The following is an 18,724-nucleotide window of genomic DNA, read 5'->3' as shown; positions in this document are numbered from 1 at the left end:
ACGCCGACAACACCAGGCCCGCACCTCCCACTACCGACGCCGCGGCCACCTCCCATAAGTGCCGTTGCAGTACTAGGCGAGCAGGTGGGTGCGGAGACCGGGGTCGGTCGCCGCATCGTGCAGGGTCAGCGCCAGCGCGAGGGCGCCGTCGACGGCGGCCCGGTCGGCGGCGGGTGCGGCGCTGGCCGCAGCGAATTCGGCCTGGTGGTTGACGGCGGGCGCCGAGTCGATGCCGACGTAGGGGTGGATCGCGGGGAGCACCTGCGAGACGTTGCCCATGTCGGTGGAGGCCCGGTTCATCAGCGAGTCGGCGCCGGTGCGGAACACCCGGCCCAGTCCCTCTGCGTTCCGGACGTACGACGCGAGCAGCGCTTCGTCGGTGCGGAACTCCGAATACGGTTCGCTCTCCGGGGCGATGGTCAGTTCGCAGCCGGTGGCGACGGCGCCGGCCTCGAAGCAGCGGGCGACCCGGGGTTCGATGCGGGCCAGCTCCTCCAGGGACTCGGCGCGGACGTACCAGCGGCCCTCGGTGCGCTGGGGAATGGCGTTGGGCGCCTCGCCCCCGCGGGTCATCATCCCGTGGACGCGGGTGCTCGCCGGAAGCTGTTGCCGGAGCAGCCCGATGGCGACCTGCGCGACGGTGAACGCGTCGGCAGCGTTGACCCCACGCTCCGGATAGGCCGCGGCGTGCGCGGCCTTGCCGTCGTAGCGGATGTGACTGTGGGACACCGCGTACGGCTCGGCGCGGGCGACGTCGACCGGTCCGGGGTGAGCCATGACGGCGGCGTGGACGCCCTCGAACGCCCCGCGTTTCAGCATGTCGATCTTGCCGCCCCCGCCCTCCTCGGCGGGGGTGCCGAGCACCGACAGGGTGATGCCGAGGTCGTCGACGAGCGGCGCGAGGGCCAGCGCCGTCCCCACCGAGATGGCGGAGATGACGTTGTGCCCGCACGCGTGCCCGAGTCCGGGGAGCGCGTCGTATTCCGCGCACACTGCGAGGTGCAGCGGCCCGGTGCCGACGTGCGCGCGGAACGCGGTGGGCAGCCCGACGTACTGCTGCTCCACCGTGAAACCGGCGTCCGAGAGCACCCCGGCGACCCGGACGCACGACCGTTCCTCCTCCCACGCGACCTCCGGGTGGGCGTGCAGGTCGTGCGACAGAGCCAGGATCCGGTCTTCGGCGCGCCTGGCCCCGTCACGAATCGCGGCGCCGGCGGTCACAGGTCACCCGGCACGCCGTAGGACGGGGCGGCCGTGGGGTCGACACCCCGCACCCGGTAGTCCCGCTTCTGCGGTTCCCACACCGTCCACAGCCGGCGCAGTTCGCCGACCGGGTCGTCGTGCCAGTCGACGCGCAGATCGGTGACGGCCCACGGCACGTCCTCGGCCACCTGCATTCCGGCGGAGTGCACGGGCCCGGCCTCGCCGCCGGCGGTGACGGCGGCGGTGAGACCGTCGAGCAACCGGGCCTCGAACGTCGGGGCCGTGCTCGACACGTAGCCGAACAGCAGCGACCGGATGACGCCCTCGTCGCGAAGCATGTTGCCTGCGACGGCGGCGCCGCTGCCCTGCGCGCTGCTGTGGATGCCCAGCGACTGCGCTCCCGAGTGCACCGCGGTTCCGCCGTCCGCATCCACGACGACGATCTGCCGGTACTCCGGAAACTTCTCCTGTGCGAGAGCCGATTTCAGCGCGGTCTCCGCGTTCTCACCCGACGCGAGCGCGTCGAGCCCGATCGGTCCCAGCCGCGGATTGGTGACGTTCTGAGAGGCGACGACACCGACGCCGGACCGCACGTGCAGGCAGCGCGACGCCACGGCGGGGCTCGAGGAGCAGACGACCATCCCGAACGCGCCTGCGGGATCACGGGCGACGAGTGAGAACGTCATGAGCTGATCACGGCCGTCGCGTCGATCTCGACGAGCCATTCGGGCCGGGCCAGGGCGTCGACGACGATGCCGGTGGACACCGGGTGCACCCCCTTCAGCCAGCGCCCGACCACTCGGTAGACGGTCTCCCGGTACCGGACGTCGACCAAATAGATGGTGACCTTGACGACGTCTTCCAGGCGGCTGCCCGATTCCTTCAGCAGCATCGCGATGTTCGTCATCGCCTTCTCGGCCTGGGCCTCGACGTCGCCGATTCCGACGGACTCCCGCGTGTCGAGGTCCTGGCCGATCTGCCCGCGGAGGTACACGACGCCGCCGGCGACGACGGCCTGCGCGAGGTCGTTGTCGAGGTTCTGCTCCGGGTACGTCTCGCGGGTGTTGAACGGGCGGATGCGGGTGTGGGTGGTCATGCCACACCTCCGTCGACGTTGTCGGACAGTCCCGCCGCGGCCTTGACCAGCCCGAGCGGTCCGTCGAAGTCGAAGTTGCGGTACACGGCGGCGAGCTGCGCGAACGGCGGCGACTGGGCGAAGAGCTGGAACGTCAGCCGGTGTCCGGCGTAGTCGCTGTTGAGCAGGTCGCGGGCGAACGCGAGGAGTTTGCGACGGTCGTCGGCCACCCAGTTGTCGTTGATGGAGTAGAACTTCTCCAGCCACGGCGCGACGTCCGGGTCGGCGAACGTGGCGGCGTCCGGGGTGATACAGATCTGGCCGCCGCACAGTTCGCGGGCGATGTGCATCATCGCGGGCAGCTGGCTGAGCGCCATCACCCGGCCGGTGTAGAGCAGGGACTGGTTGGGCATGAGCAGACCGCCGGGGCTGGGCTCGGCCAGCGAGATCGCGGCGGTGAGGTGCGCGTTGATCGTCTCCCGGTAGCAGGCGAGCTGGGCGAGCTTCTCCTGCACGGCCTGCTGCTTCTCGAGCCCGCTCTGCTTGACGTTCCACAGTGCCGAGCCGATCATGAGGTCGGCGAGGTGCAGGGTGCGCTGCACGAACGGGAACGCGCTGTAGCGGTGCAGGGTGGAGCGGATGAACGTCGCCGCCCGGGTGTGCCGGTAGAACAGCACGTCTTCCCAGGGGATCTCGACGTTGTCGAACACGACGAGCGACTCGACCTCGTCGACCCGGTTGGCGAGCGGGTAGTCGGCGGCCGGTGCACGGCCGGCGAACCCGTTGCGGGAGATGTACTTCAGCCCGGGCGCACCCATGTCGAGCACGAATCCGACGGCGTAGTCGGACAGTTCACTGTTGCCCCAGTTCGCGATGGTCGGCTTGGTGAACGCCTGGTTGGAATACGCGGCGGCGGTCTCGTACTTCGCGCCGCGCACGACGATGCCGTTGTCGGTCTCCTTCACAACGTGCAGGAGCATGTCGGGGTCCTGGTCCTGCGGGGCCTTGGACCGGTCGCCCTTGGGGTCGGTGTTCGCCGACACGTGGAACGGGTCCTCCCGGACCGACCGCTCGAGGTGGCGGCGGATGTTCTCCGAGAAGCGCGGGTCCACCTCGTTGAGGACGTCCTGCCCGTCGAACAGCGACCACATCTCGCCGATGGTCTCGTCGCCGACGCGGGTGACGACACCTCGGGTGTCCTCGAGCACCAGGTCGACGGCGGCCCGCTTGTCGAGCCAGTCCTGCTGGGTGCGGGGCAGTTTGTTGGCGATGGCGTTGCGTTCACCGGAGTCGGGGTCGACGTACGTCATCGCGTCCTGCGTGGCCTCGTCGTGCGCGAGGTCGTAGATACGTGCCCGGACGTCGACGATCGGCTTGAACATGGGATGGTCGGCGACGTCCTTGACGCGTTCCCCGTCGACCCAGACCTCGCGGCCGTCCCTGATGGAGTCCCGGTATTCGTCTCCGGTGCGGATCATTTCGTGCTCCTGTTCCTCGGCGCGGGGTGTGCGTCCGGGTAGTCGGGAAAAGTGGAAGGTTCGAATGCTGCGGGCTTGCTGTAGGTGTGGCCGGCGTAGACGAGCGGGTCCCCGGGGTGCGCCTCCACGGCCGCGACGCGTCCGATGTAGACGCGGTGGGTGCCGGCGTCGATGACCTCGTGGACGGCGCAGTCGAACGAGGCGATCGCGTCGTGGACGCGCGGCGAACCGGAGTCGGCCACGGTCCAGTGCCCGCAGGTGAAGTCCCACCGCTGCTTTCCGGGCCAGGGGCGGCCCGCGAACGTGTCGGCGACGTGATCGTGCTGGGTGGCAAGCACATTGACGCAGAAGACGCCGTTCGCCGAGATCGCGTCGTTGACGGGACTCCGTCCGTGGAGGCAGACCAGCACCAGCGCCGGGTCGGCCGAGACGGAGCACATCGCGCTCACGGTCTGAGCGGCGCGCCCGCCGGGACCGTCGGTCGCGACGACGGTGACTCCGGTTGCGACGGCTCCCATGGCCATGACGAAGTTCGCGGTCGAGTTGTCCGGCACCGGTGGGGCCACCGATGTTCGGGCCGTCGTTTCGACGGCTGAGTGAGAGTCTGCGATCGGCATGACGGGCTCCTTTCTGTGTGCGGTGAGCGAGGAGTTCGTGCCGTGGAACCAATCTTGAAGTCCGCGGCGAAATCTGTACAGCACAGATAAGTGGAGCACTGCATAATAAAAATCGATGCAGTGGGAACGGGTGACCCGCAGCATTCGGACCAGCGATAATTCCTACATCAGCCGATGCGGACGGGGACGATCATGACGCCACTGCAGCGCTACATAGCCGAAGAGATCGCGATCGACCATGCCGACGGGCTGCTGACGCGACGGGAGGCGCTGCGCAGGCTCGGGCTCATCGGCCTCGGGGTGGCGGCGGCGACCTCCCTGCTCGCCGCGTGCTCCACCGGCAGCGACGAGCAGTCGTCGACGTCGGCGCCGGCGACACCCGGTGGAGCGACACCCCCGCCGCCCGGAACGGCCGACGCCGTCGGTACCGAGGCCGTGACGTTCCCCGGCCCGGACGGGCGGGTCCTGCAGGGCGCCTGGGCCGAAGCGGCCACGCCCCGCGGAACGGTACTCGTGGTGCACGAGAACAAGGGCCTCACCGATCACATCCGTTCGGTGGCGGGCCGATTCGCGGGCGCCGGATACTCGGCGCTCGCCGTCGATCTGCTGTCCGAGGAGGGCGGGACGGCGACGTTCACCGACCAGGCGCAGGCCACCGCCGCGCTGGCCACCGTGCCGCCGGAACGCTTCGTCGCCGACATGAAGGCCGGGGTCGACGAACTCGGCCGCCGGGTACCGGACAAGAAGGCGGCGGCGGTCGGGTTCTGCTTCGGCGGCGGCATGGTGTGGCAACTCCTCGCGTCCGGCGAACCGCGGCTGGCCGCGGCCGTCCCCTTCTACGGACCCCTGCCCGAGGGCGCGGACTTCTCCGGGTCGAAGGCCGCGGTCCTCGCCATCTACGCGGAGCTGGACGCCAGGGTGAACGCGTCCCGCGATGCCGCCGCCGCGGCACTGACGAAGGCGGGGCTGCCGCACGAGATCGTCACCGTTCCGGGTGCCGATCACGCGTTCTTCAACGACACCGGGCCCCGCTACAACGCGACCGCGGCGGCCGAGGCCTACGAACGCGTGCTCGCTTGGTTCGGCGAATATCTGGGGTGAGGCGGGCGCATCAGCAGCGCGGCCACGAGGAAGCAGACGGCACCCACGAATGTGCCCAGGTCGGCAATCGCCGCGTTCTCCAGCGCGTCGGTGCCGGGCACGATGAACGCGGCGATCGCGGACACCCCGAACGCCACCGACCCGATCATGTTCAGCCAGGTGCTGCGCCAATTGCGAGCATGCGGATCCCACAGTTTGTCGGTATCGGTGGTGGCCACTACTGCCAGACCGCTGGCGACGAGGAACGCCGTCGATCCGAAGAGGTCGGGGCTCCACCCCCACACCCGGTCCTGTTCGACGTTGAGCCCCTGGATCAGCGCGACCGCGGTACTCACGTTGAACAGGAGCGTGCCGACGAACTGGATCAGCGCGGCCCACCAGTCGTAGCGTTCGATCCGGTGCGATTCCGCCCCGGGCACCGGTCTGCCGCTGAGCGACAACTGGATGAATCCGGCGGCGGTGAAGAACAACGATCCGACGAAGTAGGTGATGTTGTCGAGTTCGGGGCCGACCGCGTGGCCGAAGACGCGTGTGGCCGCGAGTCCGAACAGGAAGGAGCCGATGACGAATCCCCAGGACTCCCGGCGCAGGCGGAGCACTCGGCGCGGCGCGGAGGAGGTGTGGTTCTTCGGCATCGTGACAACGTCCCCCTCACCCGTCGGCCCGGATCCTCAGACTCTCCGAAGACCCGGGCCCGGTCAAGGCCGGGCGCGGAAATTCGGCTGCGAGTCCACGCGGGGTGTGCCAGGGTCGAACCATGACGAGCACCGGCGGAATCACGATCAGAACTGCGATCGAGCAGGACTGGCCGAGGATCGTCGTGCTCAACGAGATCTGCTTCGTGACACCGCAGACAGAGGAATTCACCGCCCACTGGAGGCAGCTCGTCAGTGGCGAACCGCCGGTGATCGCACTGGACGGGGACGAGGTCGTCGGCGCGACCATGGACATTCCCATGACGGTCACCGTTCCCGGCGGCGGCAGCGTGGCGGCGGCGGGCGTCACCGCGGTCACGGTCGCGCCCACCCATCGGCGGCGCGGTGTTCTCCGCGCGCTGTACACCGAACACCACGCGCGGATCCGGGCGTCGGGCGTGCCGCTGTCGATTCTCACCGCCAGCGAGGGCGGCATCTACGGACGGTTCGGGTACGGACCCGCGACCGTCGAGTCGACGGTGAGCATCGACCGCCGGTTCGCCGTGCCGCATCCGAAGGCACCGGACCCCGGCGGGGTGCGGATGGTCCATCCCGCGGAGACAAGGCCCGCGTTCACGGACGTCTACCACCGCTGGCAGCAGGTGACACCGGGCGCGCAGGTGCGGCCGGAGATCGTGTGGAACCGGATCTTCGCCGACCGCGAGAGCGAGCGGGGCGGCGGCACAGCGTTGTTCGGGCTGGTCCACGACGACGGCTACGTGCTGTACCGCCGCGTCTCCGGCGACAACGGATCGTTCGCCCGGGTGGAGGAGATCCGCACGGTCACCGGCGACGCCCACGCCGCGCTGTGGCGGGCGATGCTCGGCCTCGACCTCGTGCGCCGCATCGAAGCGAACCTCACCCCCGAGGATCCGCTGCCCTATCTGCTCACCGACGGCCGGCTCGTGCGCACCTCCTCGCGTCACGACGAGTTGTGGGTGCGGATCATGGACGTCCCCGCCGCGCTGGAGGCCCGCACGTTCCGCGGCGACCTCGACGTGGTGGTGCAGGTCGATGACGGGTTCCTGGACGCCGGTGGCAGATTCGCGCTCACCGTCCGGGAGGGCAAGGCCGTGTGCACGCGGACCGACGCCGCACCGCAGGTGGTCCTCGACCTGGACGTGCTCGGCAGCCTGTACCTCGGGGCGCACCGGGCGCGGACGTTCGCGGCCACGAACCGGCTCTGGGCCGCCGACGCCGACGTCCTCGACCGGTTCGAGCACGCATTCGACTCCGACCGCGACGCCCAGATGGGGTGGGGGTTCTAGCCCTGTTCTAGCCCGCCGTCCGTGCCTGTTTCGCGAACACGGCCCGCGCCCGCTCGGCGACGGCCCGGGCCCGCGCCGTGCTCCGAACACCCTTGAGCCGGGCGAGGACGACGGGGAGGCCGGGAACGTCGTCGGCGATCGGCAGTGTCGCGACCCTCCCGCCGTCGTACGTCCGGCCCTCGGCGGGCCGCTGGTTCAGTATCGAGAAGCCGTGACCGCGGGCGACGAGCCCACGCACCGTTTCGTAGCTCGCGGACCGGTAGCGGACCATCGGGGTGATCCCCGACCCCGACAGCATGGCGAGGAAGTAGTCGCGGCTGCTCGGCAGGTCCAACAGCACCATCGGTTCGCCCTCGAGGTCGGCGAGCGCGATCGCGTCGTGGCCGGCCAGCCGGTGGTCCGGCGGAAGGACGACGTGCGGTCGGGCGACGCCCAGCGTCTCCGTCTCCATGTCTTCGCCCAGGGCCAGGTCGTAGGTGAGGGCCAGTTCCGCGGTGCCGTTCCGCAATGCCGCCCGCACCGCCTCCGCCTGCGTCTCGACGACCTCCACCTCGAGGTCGGGGTGCTGATCGCGCAGGTCCGAGATGAGCGTCGGGAGGATGAAGGGGGTGAGGGTGACGAAGCAGGCCAGGCGCACCGTCCCGCGGACGTTGTCCTCGTGGCCGCGCGCCGCGTCGAGGACCTCCCCGAGATGGGCGAGGACGCTACGGGTGTCGCGGAGCATCTCCTCCCCCGCCGCCGTGAGAACGAGTCCGCGGGACCGTTGCCGGATGAACAGCTGGGTGCCGATCTGGTGCTCGAGTTGGGAGATCGCCGACGAGACCGCCGACTGCGCGACCATCAGTTCGTCGGCGGCCTTGGTCATGCTGGAGAAGTTCGCGGCCTCGACGAAATACCTGAGCTGGGTGAACGTCACGTCGGGTCGTCGTTGCATGCGCTCTCCTCGGGATCTGAGGCCACCAGGATCGCAGGTCTCCGACCGGGGAGCCACCCACGACCCCCGCGGCGGCCGCGACACCGTCAGCGGACGTCGGCCTTCACGAGGTCGGGGTCCGGCTCCGATCCGGGGCCGTCCTCCCGCGCGGTGCGCGGGCCGCTCGCGGACCGCACCGACGCGCCCCGCACGTAGCCGACCGCGCCGAGAAGCGCGAGCACGGCGAGCGTCCCGAGGGTGAACAGTTCGAACGTCCCCTGGCTCACGCCCCAGATCTCGTCGAAGTCGTAGTCCAGGCCGAACACCGATTCCAGCGTGCCGGGGAACACCGCCACCCAGGAACCGAGCAGCACCCAGGTGAAGCAGAGGGAGCCGAGGACGCGGAAGCCGACGTTCCCGGTGGGCACCCGGAACGGCCGCGCGACGTTCGGGAACCGGGTGCGCAACCGGACCGCGGACGGGATGACGATCAGGTAGCTGAGCAGGAACGTCGAGATCGAGATCGTCAGCACCACCGCGAAGATGGAACCGCCGGACCCGGTGATCTGCATCGCCGCGATCATGAAGACGGTGGCGACGAGTCCGGACAGGAAGTTGACGCGCACCGGCGTTCCGAGGCGCGGATGGAATCGGCCGAAGAACCCGCCGAAGAAGGCGCCGTCGGCCGCTGCCATCGCCTGCATGCGGTCGCTGATGATCATCCACGCCGCACCCTGGGTCATCAGGATCACCGCGAAGATCACTCCGGTCACGGTCAGCATGGCGGGTGCGGCGGGTCCGTAGACGCTGTACACGGTCGCGACCGCCTCGAGGAGGCCGCCGACACCGGTGATGTCGTCCGCGGGCACGACGAGGAGGATCGCGAAGATCGGCAGCAGGTAGGACGCGGCGGCGATGCCGCAGGCGCGGGCGATCGAGATCGGGACGTCCCGGGCGGGATTCTTCATCTCCCCGGCGGCACTGTTCCCGGATTCGAAACCGAGGTAGGAGAACAGCAGCAGCGGTGTCACCCCGAGGAGCCCGGTGAGGGTGGGGCTGAAGTCTCCCGCGGAGATGCCGGCGAAACCGTTCTTCGCGGCATAGATCCCGGTGGTGACGAGAAAGAACAGCAGGAAGACGATCTTCAGGAACGCGCCGACCGTCGGAATCCATTTGCCGCGTGCGAGACTCACCACGGCCGCGAGCACCGTCAGCCAGATGAAGACGAGTTTGAACAGGTAGTCCGTCACCGATCCCTCCTCGAACGCGGTGACGTAGTGGTTCCAGGTCTCGGCGGCGATGAACGCCATCGACCCGCCGACCCACACGGGCTGGGTCACCCACGTCAGCAGCGACGCGAGGGCGGCGAGTGGTCGGCCGAACGCTCGCCGGACCCACACGTAGACGCCGCCCTCACCGGTGAACGTGCTGCCGATCTCGGCGAAGATCAGACCGTACGGCAGCAGGAAGAACACCGCGAGAACCAGCGCCCAGGTGAAGGTCTCCGCGCCGAAAGTGGAGACCTGACCGAGAACCTCGACCGACACCACCGCCGCGACGATGAGGAAGACGATGTCGAAACGGCCGAGGGACTTCTTCAGATGTCGGGTCTGTTCGTCCGCCAGGGCGGTCGGGGTGTTGTCGCTCATCGGTGCACCTCGCTGCGGGAGTCGATAGGAATGTGCTTGCGCGTTACCGTGTTTCGGCCGGCGCGGTGTCGGTCTTCGGCGTCAACGTTGCAGTGATGCCGGTCACTACTCTCGTCCGCACCCGGCAAATCTGTACAGCACAAAGATCCGGGGTAGTGCATCAGTTCTGCAGATGCCATGACTCCGATGAATTCCCGCGGCTAGTCCGGGGTGAACTCGGCGATGGAGCACGACAGCACGGTGTCGAGGTAGCGGAGGACGCTGTTGCGTGCGGTCCACGGCTCGATGCGCCGGTTCCGCGCGATGATGTGCAGACCGTAGGCGTCCTCGAGGCTCACGGCGGTGCGGGCAATTTCCTCGGTGGGCATCGACGGCGTGAACACCCCCTGGGACCGGCCGATCTCGAGCACCGTGCTGTACAGCGACACCTCCAGGTCGAACAGTGTCGACAGCAGCGCGGAGTGCGTCGCGTTGCGGCTCGCGTGGAGATGCAGTTCGTAGAGGACCGTGCACAGCGGATCGTCGGCGGCATCGGGAATGCCCAGGCGCACCGTGGTGCGCAGCCGCTCGACCGGATCGGCGAGATCCTGCACCGCATCGTGCCTGCGCCGGTAGAACCGGTCGACCGCGTGCTCGTGCACCTCGACGAGCAGATCCTCGAGTGACGGGTAGTAGTAGCTGACCAGACCCGCCGACAGGCCCGCCTCCTCCGCGACGTCCTTGATGCGCAGCCCGGTCATGCCGCGCTTGGTGATCGCGGTGGTGGCCGCCGAGACCATCTCACTGCGCCGGACTCCCTGCCGCTTCGGACGTGCCATGACCACCATTATTGATGAACTTCATCAATAAACAAGTAGCGATCGGGGCGGAATTTACCCGACCAAGCCTGGACTTTCCCCACTCGATCGGTAATTATTTGAGACAGATCGCAAAGAACCGCCGTCTCGGCGACAGTGGAACGGCCGGCCAGCCGAGTGCGCAGGCCACCACAGCGAGCCCCCTCTCCGTCTCCAGTCAGGAACCCACCGTGCGTGATCCGCGATACGACATCCTGTTCGAACCGGTCAAGATCGGACCGGTCACCGCCCGCAACCGGTTCTTCCAGGTCCCCCACTGCAACGGCATGGGCTACCGCGACCCCTCCGGCGAGGCCTACATGCGGCGAGTCAAGGCCGAGGGAGGCTGGGCGGTGGTCTGCACCGAGCAGGTCGAGATCCACCCCACCTCGGACATCGGCCCGTTCATCGAACTGCGCCTGTGGGACGACCAGGACCTGCCCGCCCTCACCCGGATCTCCGAGAAGATCCACGAAGGCGGCTCCCTCGCCGGCATCGAACTCGCCCACAACGGCCTGAACAGCCCCAACCTGATCAGCCGCGAGACCCCGCTCGGCCCGCAGAATCTGCCCGTCGTCTCCTGGAACTACGACCCCGTCCAGGCCAGAGCGATGACCAAGTCAGACATCGCCGACCTCCGGCACTGGCACAAGGAGGCGGTGCGCCGGTCGCTGAAGGCCGAATACGACATCGTCTACGTGTACGCCGGGCACGCGATCGGCGGCCTGCACCACTTCCTGTCCCGCCGCTACAACAACCGGACGGACGAGTACGGCGGCAGCCTCACCAACCGCGTGCGCCTGCTCCGCGAGATTCTCGAGGATTCCCGCGAGGTCGCCGACGGCAAGGCCGCGGCCGCGTGCCGCATCTCCGTCGACGAACTCCTCGGCGACGAGGGAATCACCCGCAGCGAGATCGAGGACGTGATCGGCCTGCTCGGCGAGACCCCGGACCTGTGGGACTTCGTGCTCGGCAGCTGGGAGGACGACTCCGTCACCTCGCGGTTCGGACCCGAGGCGGAGCAGGAACCGTACGTCCGGGGACTGAAGCAACTCACCACCAAACCCGTCGTCGGTGTCGGCCGCTTCACCTCGCCCGACACGATGCTGCACCAGGTCAAGAGCGGCATCCTCGACTTCATCGGGGCGGCCCGCCCGTCGATCGCCGACCCGTACCTCCCCCGCAAGATCGAGGAGGGGAACCTCGAGGACATCCGCGAGTGCATCGGCTGCAACATTTGCGTGTCCGGTGACTTCACGATGTCGCCGATCCGGTGCACCCAGAACCCGACGATGGGCGAGGAGTTCCGTCGCGGGTGGCACCCGGAGCGGATCAAGGTCCGGTCGAGCGAGTCGAACGTGCTCGTGGTCGGCGCGGGTCCCGCCGGCCTCGAGGCCGCACGCGCCCTCGGCCAACGCGGCTACACCGTGAGCCTCGCAGAGGCGAGCAGGCAACTCGGTGGCCGGGTGACCCGTGAGTCGAAGCTGCCTGGGCTGTCCGCCTGGATCCGGGTGGTGGACTACCGGCAGCAGCAACTCCGCAAGCTGTCCAACGTCGACGTGTTCATGGAGAGCGAGATGACCGCCGACGACGTCATCGACAACGACTTCCAGCACGTGGTCGTCGCCACCGGTTCGAGTTGGCGCCGCGACGGCGTCGGCCGGTGGCACACCCATGCCGTTCCCGTCGACGACCGCGCCGACGTCCTGACACCGGACGACGTGATGGCGGGGCTGCGACCCGCGGGCAACAAGGTGGTGCTCTTCGACGACGACCACTACTACCTCGGGGCGGTCGTCGCCGAACTCCTGGCGAAGGAGGGATTCGACGTCACCCTGATCACGCCGGCCGCGCACGTGTCGCAGTGGACGACGAACACCATGGAAGTGGTCCGGATCCGCAAGCGAATCATCAAGGTCGGGGTCCACGTTCAGGTCAACCGCGCCGTCACCGCAGTCACCCCGCAGGGCGTCCACACCGTGTGCGCCTTCACCGGCGACGAACAGTTCTTCGACGCGGACGGCGTCGTCCTCGTCACCGCCCGGCTTCCGCACGACGGGTTGTTCCACGACCTGCAGTCGCGCGAATCCGAATGGGCCGACGCCGACCTGCGCAGCGTCCGCGGCATCGGCGACGCCTGGGCGCCGTCCACCATCGCGGCGGCCGTCTGGTCCGGACACCGGTACGCCGAGGAACTCGACGAACCACCCGCGCCGGGCCCGGTCGCATTCCGCCGGGAAGTCACCGGCCTCTCGCTCGAACCCGTCAGCACCCTGACGATCTACCCGTTCGCCACCGCACAGAATTGAGGAACACAGCCATGACCGCAGTACATCCCATCCCCACCGGCGCCGAGAACGTCGCGGCGATGACCCCCAGCGCCTACGTCACCGCGGACACGCTCCGCGCGGGCGATCCCCGGGAACACGAAACGGTTCACCTGAGCAGCCGCGACGAGAAGTTCACCGTCGGCTCGTGGCGCGCCGAGCCCTACCGCGAGTTCATCGAGTCCTACCCGGGCGACGAATACACCCGGGTCCTGGAGGGTTCCGTGACGTTGACGGCCGACGACGGGGTCGCCCACACCTTCGGCCCCGGCGACGCGTTCACCCTGACCAGGGGGTGGCGCGGGGAGTACCGCGTCGACGAACCCCTGCTCAAGCAGTTCGCCATCTACGTTCCCTGACCACCACTTTCGAGCCCTGACCACCACTTTCGAGCACGAGGATGACGATGACCGATCCGACCACACTCGACGACTGGACGGCGCTCGCCGCGACGATCACGCCGCGCCGCGAACTGTTCGTCGACGGCGCGTTCCGTCCCGCGAAATCGGACGAGACGTTCGATTCGATCAATCCGGCGACCGGCGAACTCCTCGCCCGGGTGTCCGCCGCGGACGCCCCCGACGTCGACGTGGCGGTCCGGTCCGCGCGGGAGGCGTTCGACTCGGGCATCTGGTCGCGCAGCCCGGCGTCGCACCGCAAACAGGTCCTGCTCAGGCTCGCCGAGCTGATCCTCGAGCACCGCCACGAGCTCGCCCTGCTCGACTCCCTCGACATGGGCAAGCTCGTGGTGGAGGCACTGACCGTCGACGTCCCCTCGGCCGCGGCACTTTTCACGTTCTACGCCGAGGCACTCGACAAGATCGGCGGGGAGATCGCGCCCACCGATCCGGGCAGTCTCGCGCTCGTCTCCCGCGAACCGCTCGGTGTCGTCGCCGCCGTGGTGCCGTGGAACTTTCCGCTCGATCTGGCGGTGTGGAAGCTGGCGCCCGCCCTCGCCGCCGGAAACAGCGTCATCGTCAAACCCGCCGAGCAGGCCCCGCTGTCGGTGCTGCGCCTGGCCGAACTCGCGGCCGAGGCGGGCCTGCCGGACGGCGTCCTGGGCGTGCTTCCCGGGCTCGGCGCCGCCGCCGGCGCCTCGCTGGGCCTGCATCCCGACGTCGACGTCGTCGCCTTCACCGGTTCCACCGAGACCGGGAAGAGGTTCCTCCGGTACGCGGCGGACTCGAACCTGAAGCAGGTCTGGCTCGAATGCGGCGGCAAGAGCCCGAATCTCGTGTTCGCCGACGCCGATCTCGACGAGGCCGTGGAGAAGGCCGTGTTCGGCGCCTTCTACAACCAGGGGGCGGTGTGCTCCGCCAACTCCCGGTTGCTGGTCCAGGAGTCGGTCGCCGAGCAGGTGACCGACGCCCTCGTCCGCCGGGCGTCGTCGATCCGGCCGGGTAATCCGCTCGACCCCCGGTCCACGCTGGGCGCGATCGTCGACGAGAAGCACACCCGGACGGTCGCCGGGTTCATCGAACGCGCCCGCCCGGGCAGCCGGGTGTTGCTCGGCGGCAACCGGACCACCGTCGACGGCCGGGGATGCTTCCTCGAACCGACGATCCTCGGCGACGTCGCCGAGGCCGCCGAGGTGGTGACGCAGGAGGTGTTCGGACCCGTCCTCACCGTCCAGACGTTCACCGACGAGTCCGACGCCGTCCGGATGGCCAACGACAGCATCTACGGTCTGGCGGCATCGGTGTGGACGGAGAACCTGAACCGGGCCCACCGCGTCTCCGCGGCACTGCGGGCGGGAACCGTCTCCGTCAACACCGTCGACGCCATCAGCGCGCAGACCCCGTTCGGCGGGTTCAAACAGTCCGGCTTCGGGCGCGACCTCTCCCTGCACGCGATGGACAAGTACACCGGGCTGAAGACGACGTGGATCCGGCTGCGGTGACGACCGGGCGAATGTACCGTTCGGCGCCCCCGCGGCGCCGAACGGTACATTCGCCCCGAAACGTGGCACCCCACGCCGGCTCATCGACGAGGCCGACTTCGCGGGACTGTGGACGCTGCAGGCCTCGGTGCTGGCGGTCAACACCGGGTCCATCGCCCTGCACCACGCGGTCGGCTACCGGACGGTCGGGGTGCGGGAACGGCTCGCGCAGATCGACGGCGTCTGGCACGACAGCGTCCTGCTCGAGCGCCGCCGCGACACCTGACACCGCAGCGCCCCGGGGATACCGTGGAGGGATGCTCCCCATCGTCGATCTCGCCGAGCTGGACACACCGGCCGGGCGGGAACGGTTGCGGGAAATCACCCACCACGTGGGCTTCTTCTACCTCGACGGGCACGGCGTGGACCGCGAGTTGCTCGACCGCGTGTTCACGGTCGCACGGGAGTTCTTCGCACTGTCCGAGGACTCCAAGCAGGCCGTCACGATGCTGAACAGCCCGCACTTCCGCGGTTACAACCGCGTGGGCGGCGAGCTGACCAACGGCGAGACCGACTGGCGCGAACAGATCGACATCGGACCCGAACGACCGCCGATCCCCGGCGCCACCGACTACCTGCGTCTGCAGGGGCCCAATCAGTGGCCCGGCGACCTTCCCGACCTGGAGAAGACGATCGAGGCGCTGGACGCCGCGCTCGCCGACGTCGGGATGCGACTGCTGCGGCACTGGGCCGCGTCGCTCGACGCCGACCCCGCGATCTTCGACGACGCGTTCGCGCACGCCCCCGCCACCCTGATCAAGGTGGTCCGCTACCCGGCGCGGCCGAGCGCAGACCACACCGGCGAACAGGGAGTGGGCGCCCACAAGGACTCGGGTGTGCTGACGATGCTGCTCCTCGAACCGGGATCGTCCGGACTGCAGGTGGAGACCGAGGACGGCGACTGGATCGACGCGCCCGCCCGGGCGGGGTCGTTTGTCGTGAACATCGGCGAACTGCTCGAGGTCGCGACCGGGGGCTACCTCCGGGCCACCCGGCATCGGGTGCTCACGCCCGCCGGTTCGCCGGAGCGGCTGTCGGTCCCGTACTTCCTCAATCCCGCGCTCGACGCCACGGTCCCGGTGATCACCCTGCCACCGCATCTCGCCGCGCGTGCCCGCGGAATCGAGATGGACCCGTCGAACCCGCTCTACAACACGTACGGCGAGAACGCGTGGAAGAGCCGCACCCGCGCCCACCCCGACGTCTACGCACGCTGGTATCCGGGCGAGGCGGAACCGGGGTAAAACGCCCACCACCACCGGGAGTAATGTTCCCGCAGTGTTGCTCCTGACCTCTCGGCGTTACGTCGACCTCCGCCTGCAGGCGAGTGCCATCTGTCCGCGCTCGCGCTGACGCACCGCATCACTCAGGACTCTCTCTCGCCGTACCCGCCCCACCGGGCGCAGTCACACGGCCCCATGCGAAAGGCACACCCATGCCCAGCCCCGCGCTGTCCACGCGCGCCGAGACCACCTCTCGGCGCCGACTCCCCCAGTGGGCCACATCGTTCGGCCCCCAGATCGTCACCGGACTCGTCGTCGGCGTCGTCCTCGGTCTCATCGCCCGCGCCATGCCCGTCGCCGCCGACGGCAACGAGAACTGGCTCGTCGGAACCGTCCACACCATCGGTTCCAGTTATGTGAAACTGCTTACCGTCGCGGTGATTCCGCTGGTGTTCACCGCCATCGTCAGCTCGATCGCGAACCTGCGCGAGGTGGCCAACGCCGCGCGCCTGGCCGTGCAGACGCTGCTGTGGTTCGCGATCACCGCGTTCATCGCCGTGATCATCGGGATCGTCGTCGGGTCGATCACCCAGCCCGGAGCCCGCACCGGCGTCAGCGCGGCCACCGAGAAGGCGCCCGGCACCACCGGTTCGTGGTGGGCGTTCATCACCGGTCTGGTCCCCAGCAACTTCCTCGGACTGAACGCGAAGACCACCGTCGCCGAGGGCGCGGCCAGCACGTCGCTGAGCTTCAACGTGCTGCAACTGCTCGTCGTCGCGGCTGCGATCGGCATCGCCGCCCTGAAGGTCGGGGCGAAAGCCGAACCGTTCCTGCAGTTCAACGCATCGCTCCTTGCGATCGTGCAGAAGGTGCTGTGGTGGATCATCCGTCTCGCGCCGATCGGGACCGCGGCACTGATCGCAAACGCCGTCGCCACGTACGGCTGGGACGCCATCGGCTCCCTCGGCTGGTTCACCGCCGCCGTGTACGTCGGCCTGGCCATCGTGTTCTTCGTCGTCTACCCCGTCCTGATTCGCGCGCACGGACTGTCGGTGCGCGCCTTCTACTCCGGCGTGTGGCCTGCCACACAACTCGGCTTCGTGTCACGGTCGTCGATCGGTACCCTGCCTCTCACCGAGCGGGTCACCGAACGCAATCTCGGTGTCCCCCGCGAGTACGCGTCGTTCGCCGTGCCGCTCGGGTCGACCACCAAGATGGACGGCTGCGCCGCGATCTATCCCGCGATCGCAGCGATCTTCGTCGCCGAGTTCTACGGTGTGCCTTTGTCGTTCACCGACTACCTGCTGATCATCGTGGTGTCGGTCATCGGTTCCGCGGCCACCGCAGGCACCACCGGAGCCACGGTCATGCTGACGCTCACGCTGTCGACGCTGGGACTTCCCCTCGCCGGCGTCGGCCTGCTTCTCGCGGTCGAGCCGATCGTCGACATGGGACGTACCGCGGTGAACGTCACCGGTCAGGCACTCGTCCCCACCATCGTCGCCAAGCGGGAGGGCATCCTCGACGAAGCCCGCTACAACGCCGAGCGCACCGGCGACCCGTTCCAGGACGACGACACGGTCGTCGCCGCGTAGCGAACGCTCGACGAGAGCCTTCCCCACGTGGAAGGCTCTCGTCATGGCCGACCTCAGCACGATCAAACGACGGATCGTCACGCAGTTCCAGCGGCACGTCGCCAACCCGCTCACCGCGCGACTGTCGGGCCAGACCCTCCTCGAGACCACCGGCCGGGTCAGCGGGCAGCCCCGCGTCACGCCCATCGGCGGCCGGCGCACGGGCACCGAGTTCTGGCTGGTGTCCGAATTCGGGGAGAAGTCGAACTACATCCGCAACATCCGTGCGAACAATGCCGTTCGCCTGCGGATCCACGGCCGGTGGCACACGGGCACGGCGACCCCGCTGCCCGACGACGACACGAGGGTCCGGCTGGCGCAGCTGCCCCGGATGAACAGCACCGCCGTCCGCGCGGTCGGCACCGACCTTCTGACGGTCCGGATCGATCTCACCGACTGAGACTCGAACCCCCACAAACGCCCACCGAATAGTCATCCGCACACGCAATAGCGCCCGCATCCAAACAATCGCTGAGCATCTACGGACCAGTCAGTCCGAACGGCCGTTCGGGCATGCACGTTTTGCGGCCTGGCCAGGTGTGATGTTCGCAACTACGCGTTCGGCCACCACGCCGGGCGCAGATTTGCTACCGCTCGTCGCGCTCGAATCGAGCAGCTTGCAGATCGGACTTAGCCTCCGCTAATCTGCGGTTTCGCGTGGACATGCCAAAGTCCGCATTTCAGACAACGACGTCTGCCTCACCGGCGCATCGGTACGGGGCCGGTTCTCTGCCGTGATCCTCTCGCCGACGCCACCCGTGCGTCC

18 protein-coding genes are annotated in these 18,724 nt (G+C 68.8%); 9 read left to right on the top strand and 9 right to left on the bottom strand.

Features of this window, described 5'->3' with window-relative positions:
• Positions 1-72 precede the first annotated feature (72 nt).
• From MLGJGCBP_RS41670 to MLGJGCBP_RS41650, 5 genes are read right to left on the bottom strand one after another with little or no spacing between them, the layout of a single operon-like run.
• Complete coding sequence (locus MLGJGCBP_RS41670; RefSeq protein WP_160103353.1) at positions 73-1,221, bottom strand: M20 family metallopeptidase; 1,149 nt, start codon at positions 1,219-1,221, stop codon at positions 73-75.
• Positions 1,218-1,889 (bottom strand): DUF1028 domain-containing protein, encoded by a 672-nt coding sequence (locus MLGJGCBP_RS41665; protein WP_160103351.1) that lies wholly within the window; start codon positions 1,887-1,889, stop codon positions 1,218-1,220. Before MLGJGCBP_RS41665 ends, MLGJGCBP_RS41670 begins: the two co-directional genes overlap by 4 nt.
• Positions 1,886-2,299 carry a RidA family protein gene (locus MLGJGCBP_RS41660; RefSeq protein WP_087561891.1) on the bottom strand — a complete coding sequence of 138 codons (414 nt, stop codon included), beginning with the start codon at positions 2,297-2,299 and terminating at the stop codon, positions 1,886-1,888. The genes MLGJGCBP_RS41665 and MLGJGCBP_RS41660 overlap by 4 nt, the downstream gene beginning before the upstream one ends.
• Positions 2,296-3,756 carry a 4-hydroxyphenylacetate 3-hydroxylase family protein gene (locus MLGJGCBP_RS41655; protein ID WP_160103349.1) on the bottom strand — a complete coding sequence of 487 codons (1,461 nt, stop codon included), beginning with the start codon at positions 3,754-3,756 and terminating at the stop codon, positions 2,296-2,298. The genes MLGJGCBP_RS41660 and MLGJGCBP_RS41655 overlap by 4 nt, the downstream gene beginning before the upstream one ends.
• Complete coding sequence (locus MLGJGCBP_RS41650) at positions 3,753-4,373, bottom strand: flavin reductase family protein (RefSeq protein ID WP_160103347.1); 621 nt, start codon at positions 4,371-4,373, stop codon at positions 3,753-3,755. Before MLGJGCBP_RS41650 ends, MLGJGCBP_RS41655 begins: the two co-directional genes overlap by 4 nt.
• A 192-nt stretch (positions 4,374-4,565) precedes the next feature.
• Here MLGJGCBP_RS41650 and MLGJGCBP_RS41645 point away from each other — a divergent pair, with 192 nt between their 5' ends.
• Positions 4,566-5,474, top strand: a complete 909-nt coding sequence (locus MLGJGCBP_RS41645) for a dienelactone hydrolase family protein (RefSeq protein ID WP_160103345.1) — start codon at positions 4,566-4,568, stop codon at positions 5,472-5,474.
• Here the strand turns inward: MLGJGCBP_RS41645 and MLGJGCBP_RS41640 are convergent.
• Complete coding sequence (locus tag MLGJGCBP_RS41640) at positions 5,432-6,109, bottom strand: hypothetical protein (RefSeq protein ID WP_160103343.1); 678 nt, start codon at positions 6,107-6,109, stop codon at positions 5,432-5,434. The genes MLGJGCBP_RS41645 and MLGJGCBP_RS41640 overlap by 43 nt on opposite strands.
• A gap of 122 nt (positions 6,110-6,231) precedes the next feature.
• Between MLGJGCBP_RS41640 and MLGJGCBP_RS41635 the strand changes: the two genes are divergently transcribed.
• A complete protein-coding gene (locus tag MLGJGCBP_RS41635; RefSeq protein ID WP_160103341.1) occupies positions 6,232-7,437 on the top strand; it encodes an enhanced intracellular survival protein Eis in 1,206 nt (401 codons plus the stop codon).
• 7 nt (positions 7,438-7,444) lie between these two features.
• On the opposite strand, the gene MLGJGCBP_RS41630 is transcribed toward MLGJGCBP_RS41635, so the two are convergent.
• The 3 genes from MLGJGCBP_RS41630 to MLGJGCBP_RS41620 form a co-directional block, all read right to left on the bottom strand.
• Positions 7,445-8,371, bottom strand: a complete 927-nt coding sequence (locus MLGJGCBP_RS41630; RefSeq protein ID WP_160103339.1) for a LysR family transcriptional regulator — start codon at positions 8,369-8,371, stop codon at positions 7,445-7,447.
• An 86-nt stretch (positions 8,372-8,457) separates the two neighbouring features.
• On the bottom strand, positions 8,458-9,999 hold the full coding sequence (locus tag MLGJGCBP_RS41625) for an APC family permease (protein WP_160103337.1): 1,542 nt from the start codon (positions 9,997-9,999) through the stop codon (positions 8,458-8,460).
• Positions 10,000-10,199: 200 nt separating this feature from the next.
• Positions 10,200-10,817, bottom strand: a complete 618-nt coding sequence (locus MLGJGCBP_RS41620; protein WP_225928423.1) for a TetR/AcrR family transcriptional regulator — start codon at positions 10,815-10,817, stop codon at positions 10,200-10,202.
• A gap of 209 nt (positions 10,818-11,026) precedes the next feature.
• On the opposite strand from MLGJGCBP_RS41620, the gene MLGJGCBP_RS41615 reads away from it, so the two are divergent.
• From MLGJGCBP_RS41615 to MLGJGCBP_RS41585, 7 genes are all read left to right on the top strand, one after another.
• Positions 11,027-13,144, top strand: coding sequence for an oxidoreductase (locus tag MLGJGCBP_RS41615; RefSeq protein WP_160103333.1), 2,118 nt, complete (start codon positions 11,027-11,029; stop codon positions 13,142-13,144).
• Positions 13,145-13,155: 11 nt separating this feature from the next.
• The gene (locus MLGJGCBP_RS41610) at positions 13,156-13,521 is read left to right on the top strand and encodes a cupin domain-containing protein (RefSeq protein WP_160103331.1); all 366 of its coding nucleotides are present in this window, start codon (positions 13,156-13,158) and stop codon (positions 13,519-13,521) included.
• 47 nt (positions 13,522-13,568) lie between these two features.
• The gene (locus MLGJGCBP_RS41605) at positions 13,569-15,062 is read left to right on the top strand and encodes an aldehyde dehydrogenase (protein ID WP_201453349.1); all 1,494 of its coding nucleotides are present in this window, start codon (positions 13,569-13,571) and stop codon (positions 15,060-15,062) included.
• A 127-nt stretch (positions 15,063-15,189) separates the two neighbouring features.
• Complete coding sequence (locus tag MLGJGCBP_RS41600) at positions 15,190-15,327, top strand: GNAT family N-acetyltransferase (RefSeq protein ID WP_236581675.1); 138 nt, start codon at positions 15,190-15,192, stop codon at positions 15,325-15,327.
• A gap of 31 nt (positions 15,328-15,358) precedes the next feature.
• Complete coding sequence (locus tag MLGJGCBP_RS41595) at positions 15,359-16,345, top strand: isopenicillin N synthase family dioxygenase (protein ID WP_160103327.1); 987 nt, start codon at positions 15,359-15,361, stop codon at positions 16,343-16,345.
• A gap of 191 nt (positions 16,346-16,536) precedes the next feature.
• The gene (locus MLGJGCBP_RS41590; protein WP_160103325.1) at positions 16,537-17,919 is read left to right on the top strand and encodes a dicarboxylate/amino acid:cation symporter; all 1,383 of its coding nucleotides are present in this window, start codon (positions 16,537-16,539) and stop codon (positions 17,917-17,919) included.
• A 43-nt stretch (positions 17,920-17,962) separates the two neighbouring features.
• Positions 17,963-18,358 (top strand): nitroreductase/quinone reductase family protein, encoded by a 396-nt coding sequence (locus MLGJGCBP_RS41585; protein ID WP_160103323.1) that lies wholly within the window; start codon positions 17,963-17,965, stop codon positions 18,356-18,358.
• The last annotated feature ends 366 nt before the right edge of the window (positions 18,359-18,724 follow it).

It is taken from the genome of Rhodococcus sp. T7, from assembly GCF_009872365.1.
GTDB lineage: Bacteria > Actinomycetota > Actinomycetes > Mycobacteriales > Mycobacteriaceae > Rhodococcus_F.
This window is presented reverse-complemented; position numbering and strand designations above follow the sequence as displayed.